At 67.1% G+C, this 13,478-nt stretch carries 16 protein-coding genes, 1 tRNA gene and 1 other RNA gene; 16 read left to right on the top strand and 2 right to left on the bottom strand.

What is annotated here, in order from left to right; all coding sequences use genetic code 11:
• Positions 1–34: 34 nt before the first annotated feature.
• Together hisN and JVH1_RS04270 are read right to left on the bottom strand one after the other, a co-directional pair.
• Positions 35–823, bottom strand: coding sequence for a histidinol-phosphatase (hisN, locus tag JVH1_RS04275; protein WP_009479603.1), 789 nt, complete (start codon positions 821–823; stop codon positions 35–37).
• Positions 824–872: 49 nt separating this feature from the next.
• Complete coding sequence (locus JVH1_RS04270) at positions 873–1,367, bottom strand: carbonic anhydrase (RefSeq protein ID WP_009479604.1); 495 nt, start codon at positions 1,365–1,367, stop codon at positions 873–875.
• 165 nt (positions 1,368–1,532) lie between these two features.
• On the opposite strand from JVH1_RS04270, the gene prfB reads away from it, so the two are divergent.
• The 16 genes from prfB (at position 1,533) to JVH1_RS04190 (ending at position 13,200) form a co-directional block, all read left to right on the top strand.
• On the top strand, positions 1,533–2,639 hold the full coding sequence (gene prfB, locus JVH1_RS04265) for a peptide chain release factor 2 (RefSeq protein ID WP_009479605.1): 1,107 nt from the start codon (positions 1,533–1,535) through the stop codon (positions 2,637–2,639).
• Positions 2,640–2,644: 5 nt separating this feature from the next.
• Entirely contained in the window at positions 2,645–3,541 is an 897-nt protein-coding gene (locus tag JVH1_RS04260; protein ID WP_005240218.1) for a mechanosensitive ion channel family protein, read from the top strand.
• The gene (locus tag JVH1_RS04255) at positions 3,538–3,990 is read left to right on the top strand and encodes a hypothetical protein (RefSeq protein WP_009479607.1); all 453 of its coding nucleotides are present in this window, start codon (positions 3,538–3,540) and stop codon (positions 3,988–3,990) included. The genes JVH1_RS04260 and JVH1_RS04255 overlap by 4 nt, the downstream gene beginning before the upstream one ends.
• Positions 3,991–4,045: 55 nt before the next feature.
• Entirely contained in the window at positions 4,046–4,735 is a 690-nt protein-coding gene (gene ftsE / locus JVH1_RS04250) for a cell division ATP-binding protein FtsE (RefSeq protein ID WP_005240222.1), read from the top strand.
• A gap of 66 nt (positions 4,736–4,801) precedes the next feature.
• Positions 4,802–5,707, top strand: coding sequence for a permease-like cell division protein FtsX (gene ftsX / locus JVH1_RS04245; RefSeq protein WP_009479608.1), 906 nt, complete (start codon positions 4,802–4,804; stop codon positions 5,705–5,707).
• 75 nt (positions 5,708–5,782) lie between these two features.
• Entirely contained in the window at positions 5,783–6,256 is a 474-nt protein-coding gene (gene smpB / locus JVH1_RS04240; RefSeq protein ID WP_009479609.1) for an SsrA-binding protein SmpB, read from the top strand.
• 8 nt (positions 6,257–6,264) lie between these two features.
• Complete coding sequence (locus tag JVH1_RS04235; protein ID WP_081437489.1) at positions 6,265–7,119, top strand: DMT family transporter; 855 nt, start codon at positions 6,265–6,267, stop codon at positions 7,117–7,119.
• A 95-nt stretch (positions 7,120–7,214) separates the two neighbouring features.
• Positions 7,215–7,586: a transfer-messenger RNA gene (ssrA, locus tag JVH1_RS04230) on the top strand.
• An 87-nt stretch (positions 7,587–7,673) separates the two neighbouring features.
• Positions 7,674–8,048, top strand: a complete 375-nt coding sequence (locus JVH1_RS04225; protein ID WP_011598316.1) for a CrcB family protein — start codon at positions 7,674–7,676, stop codon at positions 8,046–8,048.
• Positions 8,045–8,389 (top strand): fluoride efflux transporter CrcB, encoded by a 345-nt coding sequence (gene crcB / locus JVH1_RS04220; RefSeq protein ID WP_043782217.1) that lies wholly within the window; start codon positions 8,045–8,047, stop codon positions 8,387–8,389. The genes JVH1_RS04225 and crcB overlap by 4 nt, the downstream gene beginning before the upstream one ends.
• Positions 8,390–8,463: 74 nt before the next feature.
• Entirely contained in the window at positions 8,464–10,095 is a 1,632-nt protein-coding gene (gene pgm / locus JVH1_RS04215; protein WP_009479611.1) for a phosphoglucomutase (alpha-D-glucose-1,6-bisphosphate-dependent), read from the top strand.
• Between the two features lie 59 nt (positions 10,096–10,154).
• The gene (locus tag JVH1_RS04210) at positions 10,155–11,381 is read left to right on the top strand and encodes an MFS transporter (RefSeq protein ID WP_009479612.1); all 1,227 of its coding nucleotides are present in this window, start codon (positions 10,155–10,157) and stop codon (positions 11,379–11,381) included.
• Between the two features lie 26 nt (positions 11,382–11,407).
• Positions 11,408–11,896, top strand: coding sequence for a MauE/DoxX family redox-associated membrane protein (locus JVH1_RS04205; protein ID WP_009479613.1), 489 nt, complete (start codon positions 11,408–11,410; stop codon positions 11,894–11,896).
• Between the two features lie 41 nt (positions 11,897–11,937).
• Positions 11,938–12,669, top strand: a complete 732-nt coding sequence (locus JVH1_RS04200) for a DsbA family protein (RefSeq protein WP_009479614.1) — start codon at positions 11,938–11,940, stop codon at positions 12,667–12,669.
• Positions 12,670–12,831: 162 nt separating this feature from the next.
• Positions 12,832–12,904 (top strand) — tRNA-Ala (locus JVH1_RS04195).
• Positions 12,905–12,990: 86 nt separating this feature from the next.
• Entirely contained in the window at positions 12,991–13,200 is a 210-nt protein-coding gene (locus tag JVH1_RS04190; protein WP_011598322.1) for a hypothetical protein, read from the top strand.
• Positions 13,201–13,478: the final 278 nt, after the last annotated feature.

Here is a 13,478-nt window from a genome sequence, read left to right as displayed (position 1 = left end):
TTGTCAGGAACTGCTTGCTGTGCTATCGCCGGCGTCAGTTCGAGCGCAGGCGGGACAGCGCCTCTTCGTGGAGCAGCGTGTTGGTGGCCAGTGCGCTGCCTCCGTGCGGGCCGTCGGCGCCGGCCAGGTTGGTGAAGCGGCCGCCGGCCTCGCGCACCAGAACGTCGAGGGGCGCGAGGTCCCACAGCGACACCTCGGGTTCCGCGGCAATGTCGACGGCGCCCTCGGCGAGCAGGCAGTAGGAGAAGAAGTCACCGAACCCGCGGACCCGCCACACGTCGTCGGTGAGGGAGAGGAACTGTTCGCGGATACCCAGTTCCTTCCATCCCGACAGGCTCGAGAACGTCAGGCTGGCCGATCCCAGTCGGTCGACGGCGGAGACGGCGAGACGGGCGGGCTCGGACCCGTCGAACGTCGACCAGGCGCCCGCGCCCGACGCGGCCCACCAGCGGCGTGCGAGTGCCGGGGCGCTGACCACGCCGACGGTGGGAACGCCGTCCTCGAGCAACGCGATCAGCGTGGCCCAGATCGGGACGCCGCGGACGAAGTTCTTGGTCCCGTCGATCGGGTCGACCACCCACTGGCGTCCCGCGAACTGCGCGTCGCCGCCGAACTCCTCACCCAGCACGGCATCGGCGGGTCGCTCGGCGTCCAGCGTCGCGCGCACTGCCCGTTCCACGGCCAGGTCGGCGTCGGTGACCGGCGTGAGGTCGGGCTTGTCGTCGACCGACAGGTCGAGCGCCCCGAATCGGGCCCTGGTGATCGCGTCCGCCTCGTCGGCGATTCGGAGGGCGAGCTGCAGGTCGGCGTGGAGGTCGGTCACGGTCGCCCAGATTACTCGTACCGCCGACTCGTACCGCGCCAGCGCGAACTCAGTCGATCTTCACTTCCGCGAGCTTCCCGGTGGCGACGTCGAACACGAACCCGCGGAGGGACGTGGTCGCCGTGATGAACGGGCTGGACTGGATGCGGCGCAGCGACTGCCGGACGTCCTCGTCGAGGTCGGAGAACGCCTCGGCCGACCAGGCCGGCTTGATACCGACCTCGTCCTGGATGGACTTCTTGAAGTCGTCGTCCGTGAACGTGAGCATCCCGCAGTCCGTGTGGTGGATGAGGATGATCTCGGTGGTGCCGAGCAGTCGCTGGCTGATCGCGAGCGACCGGATCTCGTCGTCCGTCACCACACCGCCGGCGTTGCGGATGACGTGCGATTCACCCTCCTGGATGCCGAGGACCCGGTAGACGTCCAGACGCGCGTCCATGCAGGCGAGGACCGCGACGTGCTTGCTCGGGGGGAGGGGGAGTGGCCCGGTGAATCCGGCGGCGTACTCCTCGTTGTTCTTCAGGTACTGGTCGGTCACGGTCATTTCGACTCCGTCCGGAATGGCGGCACAAACATGTGCGTACTCGTGCATGTAACAAGGGGTGTCCGGGGTCCGCAAGGGTTCGACTCGACGTGATCCGAAGGGGTGACTTCGGCTGGGAAGCAGGGGTGAGAGGGCCCGGGTGCGCACCCGGTAGCCTTGGGAACCGTGCATCCCGACGTATCCGCAGACCTCAGCGAGCTCGACACCACCCTCCGTACCGTCGAATCGGTGCTGGACGTGGAGGAGTTGCGCCGCCGCATCGACGAGCTCGAACACCAGGCCGCCGATCCGGAGCTGTGGAACGACCAGGAGCACGCCCAGCAGGTCACCAGCCAGCTCTCGCATTCCCAGGCCGAACTGCGCCGCGTCGAGGAACTGCGGACGCGGCTCGACGACATGCCGGTGCTCTACGAACTCGCCGAGGACGAGGGCGCCGACGCCATTGCCGACGCCGACGCCGAGCGGCACAGCCTGCGCGAGGACATCGCCGCGATGGAAGTCAAGACGATGCTCTCCGGCGAGTACGACGAGCGTGACGCACTGGTCAACATCCGATCCGGCGCCGGTGGCGTCGACGCCGCCGACTGGGCCGAGATGCTGATGCGCATGTACGTCCGCTGGGCGGAGAAGCACGGTTACGGGGTCGAGGTCTACGACACGTCCTACGCCGAAGAGGCCGGCATCAAGAGCGCGACGTTCGCGGTCAAGGCGCCCTACAGCTACGGAACGCTGTCCGTCGAGATGGGCACGCACCGGTTGGTCCGGATCAGCCCGTTCGACAACCAGGGTCGCCGGCAGACGTCGTTCGCCGAGGTCGAGGTTCTGCCCGTGGTCGAGACCACCGACCACATCGACGTCAACGAGAACGACGTCCGCGTCGACGTGTACCGCTCCTCGGGTCCCGGTGGGCAGTCCGTCAATACCACCGACTCCGCGGTCCGGTTGACACACATTCCGACCGGCATCGTCGTGACCTGTCAGAACGAGAAGTCGCAGCTGCAGAACAAGGTGTCGGCGATGCGCGTCCTGCAGGCGAAGCTGCTCGAGGTCAAGCGCAAGGAGGAGCGCGCCGAGATGGACGCGCTCAAGGGCGACGGCGGCAGTTCCTGGGGCAATCAGATGCGGTCCTACGTGCTGCACCCGTACCAGATGGTCAAGGATCTGCGCACCGAGTACGAAGTCAACAACCCGTCGGCGGTGCTCGACGGTGACATCGACGGTTTCCTCGAATCCGGCATCCGGTGGCGGATGCGCGAGAATCAGGCGTCCTAATACCTATGGAAGCGACGGCGGCGATGTTCGCTCCCACCCAGAACCTGCTCGACTGGCTCTCGTCGACGGGGCTTGCTGTGTCGCTCACCGTCCTCGGAGCGATCCTGATGGCGCGATTCGTCAATTGGGGCGGCAGCAAGGTCACCGACCGGATCGACAGCAACTACATGCAGGGCGACGCCCTCGTCCGGTCCGAGGCGACGAAGCACCGGCACTCGGTGGCGCAGGTGATCACCTGGGTGATCATCACCATCATCTACGTCATCGCGACGATGAAGGTGCTGGACCAGTTGAGCCTGCCGATCGGTAGCCTGGTGGCCCCGGCCACCGTGCTCGGTGCGGCACTCGGTTTCGGCGCGCAGCGCGTGGTGCAGGACATCCTCGCCGGCTTCTTCATCATCACCGAACGCCAGTACGGCTTCGGTGACACGGTGCAACTCGCGGTGACGGGGTCGTCGGAAGACGCCGAGGGCGTGATCGAGGACGTCACACTCCGGGTCACCCGGATGCGGAACTCGGACGGTGAGGTCATCACCGTTCCCAACGGCCAGATCGTCAAGGCGATCAACCTGTCCAAGGACTGGGCGCGCGCCGTGATCGACGTGCCGGTCCCGGCCACGTCGGACATCAACCGGGTCAACGAGGTGCTGCACCAGGTCGGTGTCGAGGCCTTCGCGGATCGCGGGCTGAAGAAGCTATTGCTCGACGAACCGACGGTGATGGGAGTGGAGAGTCTGACGGTCGACGAGGTCAGCGTTCGCGTCGTGGCGCGAACCCTGCCGGGTAAGCAGTTCCAGGTCGGTCGCGCGCTGCGCGTGCGCATCGCCACCGCGATGAGACGGCAGGGGATCACCGTCGAACCGGACCTCCAGACGGTCCGGGCAGCGGAGGGCGAGGGATGACCGACGAACCCCGGCGCGGACTGGACCGGATTCTGCACTCGTCGTTCCTTCCCGCCAAGATCTTCGGCGGACGGGTACGGACGTCGACGCTGGTGCTGTGCATCCTCTGGGTGGTGCTGTACACGCTGTACACGTATCTGAACCCGGCCGAAGAGGTGGTCCAGGGCCCTGTCGCGCCGGCTGTCGTGCCCACCCGGGAGGCGCCCCTTCAGGAGACCACGCTGCCGACGTCCGAGATCGAGCCGACGACCGAGTCGACGTCGGAGACGGTCACGACCACCGAGACGACACCCGAGGCGATCCCGCAGGAGACGGAGCCCACCGGGACGAGTCAGGTGACGTCCACCCCGACGTTGCCGTTCGGGATTCCCAACCCGTTCCCGCCTCCGCCGACGGGCACACCGCCGACCACGTCCTCCGTCCCGACGACGTCGCAGAGCGGACGATGACGTCCGCGCGTCGCTCCATTTGGTCACTGTTCGATAACGTCTAGACTGGCTCCTCGTGATCAGCGTCGAGAATGTGTCGAAGTCGTACAAGACCTCCACGAGGCCCGCCCTGGACAAGGTGAGCGTCGAGGTGGACAAGGGCGAGTTCGTCTTCCTCATCGGCCCGTCGGGGTCGGGAAAGTCGACGTTCATGCGCCTGCTCCTCAAGGAGGAGTCGCCGACGTCGGGTGACATTCACATCGCGGACTTCCACGTCAACAAGCTTTCTGCCCGGCGCGTGCCGAAGCTGCGGCAGAGCATGGGCGTCGTCTTCCAGGACTTCCGGCTCCTGCAGAAGAAGACCGTGTCCGAGAACGTCGCGTTCGCGCTCGAGGTGATCGGGAAGCCGCGCGCGATGATCTCCCGGACCGTCCCCGAGGTGCTCGAGATGGTCGGGCTGTCCGGGAAGGCGGACCGTCTCCCCACCGAACTGTCGGGCGGTGAGCAGCAGCGCGTCGCGATCGCGCGGGCGTTCGTGAACCGGCCGCTGGTGCTCCTGTGCGACGAGCCCACCGGAAACCTCGACCCGGAGACGAGCCAGGACATCATGCTGCTGCTCGAACGGATCAACCGCACCGGAACGACGGTGGTGATGGCCACCCACGACCACCACATCGTCGACTCGATGCGCCGTCGCGTGGTGGAGCTGGACCTCGGCAGAGTGGTGCGCGACGAGGCTCGGGGTGTGTACGGCGTGGGGCGTTAGCCGCCCTCCCTGCACTCCAGCTTCAGTACTGTCCCCAAGCCTCCTACGAAGGACTCTGATTCCCCGATGCGTGCCAGTTTCATTTTCAGTGAGGTCCTGACCGGACTCCGTCGCAACGTCACCATGACCATCGCGATGATCCTCACCACCGCGATCTCGCTCGGCCTGTTCGGCAGCGGGTTGCTGGTGGTGCAGATGGCCGGCAAGACTCAGCAGATCTTCCTGGACCGCGTCGAGGTGCAGATCTTCCTCACCGACGACATCTCCACGTCGGACCCTGGCTGCGAGGGGGAGATCTGCAAGACGCTGCGCACGGAACTGGACGAGACCCCGTCGGTGGTGTCGGTGGAGTACCTCAACCGGGACGACGCCGTGAAGGACGCGACGGAGCGGGTGTTCAAGGATCAGCCCGAGCTCGCCGCGCTCGTCAGCCCCGACAGCTTCCCGGCCTCGTTCAAGGTCAAGCTCAGCGACCCCGAGCGGTTCGGCGTGATCAACGAGAAGTTCGGCACCCGCCCGGGAGTCGAGAGCGTCCTCAACCAGCGCGAGCTGGTGGAGCGGCTCTTCAGCGTCCTCAACGGTGTCCGCAACGCCGCGTTCGCGATCGCGATCGTCCAGGCCGTGGCGGCAATCCTGCTGATCGCGAACATGGTTCAGATCGCCGCGTTCACCCGGCGCACCGAGGTCGGCATCATGAGGCTGGTCGGTGCCACCCGCTGGTACACGCAGTTGCCGTTCCTGCTCGAGGCGGTGGTCGCCGCGCTGGTGGGTGCCGTCCTCGCCATCGTCGGCCTGTTCACCGCGAAGAACATGTTCATCGACGACGTGCTCGCCGACGTGTACGAGGCCAACATCGTGGCCCGGATCTCCAACAGCGACGTGCTGTTCGTCTCACCGGTGCTGGTGCTCGTGGGCGTCGGAATGGCGGCCGTCACCGCGTACGTGACCCTGCGCTTGTACGTCCGCGAATAATTCGGTTTGCCTCTTCTCCTATGCTGGAGGTACGAACTGTTCACCTCGGACATCGCGGACTGAAAGGCCCGGAACGTGAAGGAAAAGGGCCGCAAGGTCATTGCGACCAATCGCAAGGCGCGTCACAACTACACCATCCTCGACGTCTACGAGGCGGGGATCGCCCTCGTCGGTACCGAGGTGAAGAGTCTGCGCGAGGGCAAGGCGTCGCTGGTCGACGCGTTCGCCACCGTCGACGACGGTGAGGTCTGGCTGCGCTCCCTGCACATTCCCGAATACACGCAGGGCACGTGGACCAACCACGCGCCGCGCCGAACCCGGAAGTTGCTGCTGCACAAGCAGGAGATCGAGCATCTCGTCGGCAAGACGCGGGAGGGAAACCAGACCCTCGTTCCCCTGTCGATGTACTTCTCCGACGGCAAGGTCAAGGTGGAGCTCGCGCTCGCGAAGGGTAAGCAAGACTACGACAAGCGCCAGGATCTGGCCAGGCGAACCGCCGAGCGTGAGGTGACCCGCGAACTCGGCCGCCGAGTCAAGGGCATGCGCTGACATCGATCCTGCTCGCGCTCGTGGCCGCGATCGGTTACGGCGTGAGCGATTTCATCGGGGGAGTCGCGTCCCGCCGGGTGGCGGCGCTTCGCGTCGTCATCGTGTCGTACCCGCTGTCGCTGCTGATCGTGCTCGCGATCGCCCCGTTCGCCGGGGGCACCCTCACCTCGTCCTCCCTCGTCTGGGGTGCTCTCGCGGGAGCGGCCGGTGGCGTGGCGGTCTGGTGGTTCTACCTCGCACTGGCGTCGGGACCGATGTCGGTGGTGTCGCCGTTGACGGCCGTGCTGGTCGCGGGGATTCCGGTGCTGATCGGGCTCGCATTCGGTGAGCGGCCCGGGCCCATCGCGTACGTCGGGATCGTCGTGGCCCTCGTCGCCGTGGTCCTCGTCAGCCGGGAATCTCCCGACGAGACCGCGGGGGAGGTGGCCGGAGGCAGGGTGCTGCGCTTCACCCGGACCGTGGCGCTGCTGACCGTCGGATCCGGCATCGCGTTCGCGCTCTCCTTCGTGTCCTTGCACCAGATCGGTGACGACGGCGGGATGTGGGCGCTCGCCGTGTCCCGTGCCGCGGCGACCGCGGTGGTGTGGCTCGTCGCGTTGTCGGCCGGCCACTTCGTGCTCCCGCACGGCGAACCCCTCAAGCTCGCCGTGTACGTGAGTTTCCTCGACGTCCTCGCCAATGCGGCCATGATGTATGCGTTCCAGGGCGGGCTGCTGTCGCTCGTCAGCGTGATCGGATCGCTGTACCCCGCCGCCACCGTGCTGCTGGCGATGGTGATGCTCGGTGAACGGGTGAGCAGAATGCAGCAGGCGGGGATGCTCCTCGCCCTCGCGGCCGTCGGAATGATCGCCGTGGCCAGCTGAAATACGGCCGTCGACACTCGGGAGGAAAACCGGGATGAAACCGGACCGGGTTCGCGTTACACTAGGTGGCCCCGCGAGACTCGTGGGGCACGTACGGGGCTGAACGGTTTCGACTGCGTACGTTGAGGTAGGGGAAGCGTGTCGGTGCAGGCAAGAGACCACCGTAAGCGTCGCTGCAAACATATAAGCGCCGATTCCAATCAGCGCGACTACGCACTCGCTGCCTAAGTAGCGACTGCGTGTCTGTCAGTCCGGGTTCGCCCTCGGCCCGGGTACTGGCATCAGCTAGAGGGCTTTACCGTTCGACTCGGTCGCGGAGTCGAATGGGACAACCAACAGCGACTGGGATCGTCATCCTGGCTTGTTTGCGAGACTGGGAGATCCAAGTAGAGACATAGCAAACTGCACACGGAGAAGCCCTAGCTTTGCTGCGGAGGACCCGGGTTCAATTCCCGGCAGCTCCACCAGATCCGGGCCGGACACCACCAGGTGTCCGGCCCGGACTTTTTCGTGCCCGGCGGAGTTCGAACACCCCGCCCCGCCGCCGTGACACGATGTGTGCCGTGTCCCTGACGAAACCGGTGGCCGTGGTCGCCCTGGGTGGTGCGCTCGGTGCGTCCGCGAGATTTCTGCTGGCCGAGCTGTGGCCGGGCATCTGGACCGTCCTTCTGATCAACGTGGTCGGGTCACTGCTGCTCGGCTACCTCGCCGAGACGGTCGGGCCGGACCGGTTGTCGCGACTGTTCCTGGGCGTCGGCGTCCTCGGCGGTTTCACCACGTTCTCGACGTTCGCCGTCGACGCGGTGCGGGAGGACGCCGTCACCGCGACGCTCTACGTGGTGGCCACCCTGATACCTGCCCTGCTCGCGGCGCGGCTGGGGATGCTCGCCGGTCACCGGCATCGGCTGGCCCGGAAGGCGGTGGCATGACCGTCCTGCTCGTGGCCCTCGGCGGCGCGCTCGGTGCGACGACGCGATACCTCACCGGCCGGTACGTCGACTCGTATCGCAGCTTTCCGGTGGCCACCTTCCTCGTGAACGTCGCCGGGTGCCTGATCCTCGGACTGCTGTCGGGGGCATCGCTGTCCGAGCAGACGTTCGCCTTGCTGGGCACGGGCTTCTGCGGCGGACTGACCACGTACTCGACGTTCGCGGTGGAATCGGTGGGACTGCTGCGGATCCGGCGGGCGCTCACGTCCGTCGTCTACGTGGTCGCGAGTGTGGCGGCCGGACTGGCCGCCGCCTGGCTGGGATTCCGATTGACGTCTTGAGGGCAGACTCCGGTGCGAGGGTGCAGGATGGGTGGGTAGTCGAGTTCGATCCCGATGAGTTTCCAGGAGGTCTCGTGGCGCACGACAGAGCGGGTCAGGTGGCACTGCCGGAGGATCTCGTAGACATCGCGCACCTGGTGACCGCGTACTACAGCGGCGTGCCCGACCCCGAGAATCCCTTGCAGCAGGTGGTGTTCGGGACATCGGGGCACCGGGGGTCGAGCCTCGACAACGCCTTCAACGAGGCGCACATCCTGGCCACAACCCAGGCCATCGTCGAGTACCGGGCGTCCCAGGGCATCGACGGACCGCTGTTCGTCGGGCGCGACACCCACGCCCTGTCGGAGCCGGCGTGGACGTCGGCTCTCGAGGTGCTGGCCGCGAACGACGTGACGGTGCTGATCGATTCGCGGGACCGGTACACCCCGACCCCCGCGGTCAGTCACGCGATTCTCCGCTACAACCGCAGCGGCCCGGAGTCGCAGGCCGACGGCATCGTCGTGACGCCGTCGCACAACCCGCCGCGCGACGGCGGCTTCAAGTACAACCCGCCGCACGGTGGCCCCGCCGGCTCCGAGGCGACGACGATCATCGCCGACCGTGCCAACGAGTTACTCCGCCGGGACCTCTCGGGTGTGCGGAGAGTGTCCGCGGACCGGGCGATCCAGCGGGCCGAGCGGTACGACTTCCTCCGCTTCTACATCGACGACCTGCCGAGCGTCCTCGATCTCGAGGCCATCCGGAGCGCCGGAGTCCGGATCGGCGCCGACCCGCTGGGCGGAGCGAGCGTCGACTACTGGGGTGCGATCGCCGACACCCATCGGCTCGATCTCGAGGTCGTCAATCCGCTCGTCGATGCCACGTGGCGGTTCATGACCCTCGACACCGACGGCAAGATCCGCATGGACTGCTCGTCGCCCGACGCCATGGCCTCGCTGATCGGAGCCAAGGACCGGTTCGACATCTCCACCGGAAACGATGCCGACGCGGACCGGCACGGGATCGTCACTCCCGATGGGGGACTGATGAATCCCAACCACTACCTCGCGGTGGCCATCGACTACCTGTTCTCGCACCGCACGGGGTGGGGTTCGACGGTGAAGGTGGGCAAGACGCTCGTCAGTTCGTCGATGATCGACCGGGTGGTCGGAAGCCTCGGCCGCGAACTGCTGGAGGTGCCGGTGGGATTCAAGTGGTTCGTCCCCGGACTTCTCGAGGGCTCGCTCGGCTTCGGTGGCGAGGAGAGTGCGGGTGCGTCGTTCCTGCGCCACGACGGCGGGGTGTGGACCACCGACAAGGACGGGATCATCCTGGCCCTGCTCGCCTCGGAGATGACGGCGGTGACCGGCAAGACACCCTCGGTGCGGTACCGGGAACTCGCAGAGCAGTTCGGCAGCCCCGCCTACGCGCGCATCGATGCCCCCGCCACCCGGGAGCAGAAGGCGGTGCTGGCCAAGCTGTCGCCCGAACAGGTGTCGGCCACCGAACTGGCGGGGGAGCCGATCACCGCGACGCTGACGAGTGCCCCGGGTAACGGGGCCGCCCTCGGTGGGCTGAAGGTCACCACCGAGTCTGCGTGGTTCGCGGCGCGGCCGTCGGGCACCGAGGACGTGTACAAGATCTACGCCGAATCGTTCAAAGGCCCGGACCATCTCGCGCAGGTGCAGGCGGCGGCCAAGGAGCTGGTGGCCGACGTCCTGAAGTAGACGTTCGGCCGGGGTAGGTGCTGCCGCCGAAGGTGGGGCACCTACCATCGGATTCAACTATGAACACTCGCGCAGCCGGGCTGCCCGCCGGGCGCAGCCCGCGGCTCCCCTCGGAAATCTGGGTGCTGGTCTCGGCCAGCTTCGTCATCGCACTCGGATTCGGGATCGTCGCACCCGCCCTCCCGCAGTTCGCCCGCAGCTTCGACGTGAGCGTGACGGCGGCCACCGTCGTGATCTCGTCCTTCGCGTTCATGCGCTTGGTCTTCGCCCCGGTCAGCGGCCGGCTCGTGCAGAAACTGGGGGAGCGGCCGGTCTACATCACCGGACTCCTGATCGTCGCCGCCTCGACCGCCGCCTGCGCGGTCGCGGGGGACTACTGGCAATTGCTCGTCTTCCGCGCACTCGGGGGCATCGGCTCGACGATGTTCACGGTGTCGGCGATGGGCCTGGTGATCCGCATCGCACCGGTGGACAGCCGCGGTCGAGTGTCGGGGCTGTACGCGACGAGCTTCCTGATGGGATCGATCTCCGGACCCCTCGTCGGCGGGCTGCTCGTCGGATTCGGGCTCCGGGTTCCGTTCGTCATCTACGCGATCGCCCTCGTCATCGCGGCCGCGGTCGTCTTCGTCAGCCTGCGGGGTTCGCACCTGACGGCGCCCGACGCCACCGCCGCCGGAGCCGCCATGACGCTGCGGGAGGCCCTCGGGCAACCCGTCTATCGCGCCGCGCTCGGCTCCAATTTCGCGTTCGGTGGGGTGATCTTCGGCGTGCGGGTGGCGATGGTCCCGCTGTTCGTCGTCGAGGCGCTGCACCGCGACGCCGCCCTCGCCGGCATCGCCCTCACCGTCTTCGCCGTCGGCAACGCGCTCGTCCTCATCGTGTCCGGGCGGTTGTCCGACGTCTACGGCCGGAAGCTGTTCGTCCTGCTCGGACTGCTGGTGTGCGGCGCCAGCACCGTCGGGATGGGCCTCAGCGAGAACCTGCTCGTGTTCCTGGTGCTGTCCGGCATCGCAGGCGTCGGTTCCGGAGTGATGAGTCCCGCGCAGCAAGCCGCGGTCGCCGACGTCGTGGGCGCGAAGTCCCGCGGCGGTCCCGTGCTGGCCACCTTCCAGATGGTCGCCGACGTCGGCGGAGTCCTCGGACCGGTCGGGGCGGGTCTGCTCGCCCAGCACTTGTCGTACGCGGTCGCATTCGGCGTGACCGGCGGGGTCATGCTCCTCGCCGCAGTGGGCTGGCTGCTCGTGCCGAACAAGCCGGCGCCCAAGGTGTCGGTCGAGGCGGTCTGACCGGCGTCTTCGGTACGCTCGTTCGGGTGTGGATCAAGGTCGTCTCCCTTCTCGCCCGGCTGTCTCTCGCCGCCGTCTGGCTGGTCTCCGGCGCACTCAAAGTCGCCGACCCCGCCCAGACGATCATCGCGGTCCGCGCCTACCAACTGCTTCCCGAGGACCTCGTCCGGCCGGTCGCGAACACGCTGCCGTTCTTCGAGATCGCCCTCGGACTGCTTCTACTGATCGGGCTCGCCGTCCGCGCCACGGCCGCGGTGTCCGCCGCGCTCCTGCTCGTGCTCATCGCCGTGATCGTCTCGGTGTGGGCCCGCGGACTGTCCATCGACTGCGGATGCTTCGGCGGCGGCGGTGCGGCCGACGTGAACGGCTGGGACTACGCCAAGGAAATACTCCGGGATGTGGGATTCCTCGCACTGGCCGTGTGGCTGATCGTCTTCCCCCGCAGCCCGTCCGCGCTGGGGCTCGGCTCCCGCACCACTTTCTCAGTGACCCCTCAGCAGACGGTGGCAGAGTAAGCATTCGGTAAATCGATCCGACGTCGAAGGACTGCATCCACGTGAGCTCGAAGAACAAGTACAACCCGCAGCCGGAATCCAGCCGGTCCACCTACATTCTCGGTGGGCTCGCCGTACTGGTCATCGCCGTACTGGTCATCGGTGGTGTGATCTGGCAGAGCAACCGCAGCAAGCCGCGCAACGACGGTTACGGCGGGGTCCAGAACTCCGAGGTCCAGGTGGCGCTGCAGGATGACGGCGTCGTGCGTCTCGGCCGCCCCGACGCGGCCACCACGGTCGATCTGTTCGAAGATCCCATGTGCCCGTACTGCGCCGAACTCGAGAACAAGAACGGCCAGGAACTCGCGCAGGCCATCGACGACGGCAAGGTGGCGGTCCGCTATCACGTCCTGAACTTCCTCGACCAGCTCTCGGCCAGCGGTGACTACTCCACCCGCGCCGTCGCGGCGTCCGAGTGCGTCGCAGAAACCGGTGACGCCGTGGCATATTCGGCGTTCCACGCGGCGCTGTTCTCGCCGTCGAACCAGCCGAAGGAGAACGGCAGCTCCGATCACACCAACGAGGAGCTCTCGCAGATCGCCGGCGACGCCGGAGCGTCCGACGAGGCCGTCCAGTGCATCACCACCGGTGCGAAGGTCGAGCAGGCCCGTGCGCACGCCGAGGCGGGCCGTCAGGCCCTCGCCGCGAGCGGCGCTACCGGCACCCCTGCCGTGGTCAAGGACGGCACCGTGATCGATGCACTCTCCAACGAGAACTGGGTGTCGCAGCTGTAGGCGGCTCCGCCGCCCGTGCGCGGTTGACGAGTGTCTGGACTCCTTAACCACGCACGGGCGCGAAGCGCCTCTGACCAGGCGATTTGTTGGCCTGGTCGGCAATGGTGTAACTTTCTTCGAGCACGGAGGAAGTCATTCCGAGTGCAGAGAACAACCGAATACGGGGCTATGGCGCAGCTGGTAGCGCACCACACTGGCAGTGTGGGGGTCAGGGGTTCGAGTCCCCTTAGCTCCACTTTCGAGAGAAGCCTCTCATCCGCAGACCATGCGGGTGGGAGGCTTTCCTCGTTCATCCCCTTGTCCCGGTGGGACACTGGCGTCATGACATTCACTGTGACGCATCGATCATTCGACCAATTGGCGGAGTTCGCCGTCACCGACTTCGGCGACGACGACAGCTACAGCATCCACGAGTCCGGGGCGCTCGTCATCGTCCGTGCCGCCCGGGAGCTGATCTACGCCCCCGGGAGCTGGTTCCTGGTGGAGCGGGAGGACGGGCAGGAGGACGGGTCGCCCGGCAACTACATGTGACCGCCCACCGCAGCGACGGCGGTCCGGGTCGAGCTCGCACATATGTTCGATCGCGAGGTAGGTTGGGCGTGTGGCCGCCAGAACCGAAACCGCGCCGGGGCGCTGTCCGAACGGGCACGCGCTGGCCGCCAACACGTGCCTGGTGGGGTGGGAGGTGTGTGGGTGCGCGACGTCGACCAACGGTGGGCACCGCACCCATTTCTGCCGGCGCTGCGGCGCGACCGTCCGGACTCCGCCGTGTAGTGGCACGGCGTCCGGCGACGGTCGGTGAGCGGGCG

It is taken from the genome of Rhodococcus sp. JVH1, from assembly GCF_000280725.2.
In the GTDB taxonomy this organism is placed as follows: Bacteria; Actinomycetota; Actinomycetes; order Mycobacteriales; family Mycobacteriaceae; genus Rhodococcus_F; species Rhodococcus_F jostii_A.
This window is presented reverse-complemented; position numbering and strand designations above follow the sequence as displayed.

Bases quoted from the DNA above. Each gene is read 5' to 3' on its own strand.
- JVH1_RS04210 (WP_009479612.1), top strand. From the start codon at position 10,155: ATGAACACTCGCGCAGCCGGGCTGCCCGCCGGGCGCAGCCCGCGGCTC.
- JVH1_RS04255 (WP_009479607.1), top strand. From the start codon at position 3,538: ATGACCGACGAACCCCGGCGCGGACTGGACCGGATTCTGCACTCGTCG.
- ftsX (WP_009479608.1), top strand. From the start codon at position 4,802: ATGCGTGCCAGTTTCATTTTCAGTGAGGTCCTGACCGGACTCCGTCGC.
- JVH1_RS04225 (WP_011598316.1), top strand. From the start codon at position 7,674: ATGTGTGCCGTGTCCCTGACGAAACCGGTGGCCGTGGTCGCCCTGGGT.
- JVH1_RS04260 (WP_005240218.1), top strand. From the start codon at position 2,645: ATGGAAGCGACGGCGGCGATGTTCGCTCCCACCCAGAACCTGCTCGAC.
- crcB (WP_043782217.1), top strand. From the start codon at position 8,045: ATGACCGTCCTGCTCGTGGCCCTCGGCGGCGCGCTCGGTGCGACGACG.
- JVH1_RS04270 (WP_009479604.1), bottom strand. From the start codon at position 1,367: ATGACCGTGACCGACCAGTACCTGAAGAACAACGAGGAGTACGCCGCC.
- JVH1_RS04190 (WP_011598322.1), top strand. From the start codon at position 12,991: ATGACATTCACTGTGACGCATCGATCATTCGACCAATTGGCGGAGTTC.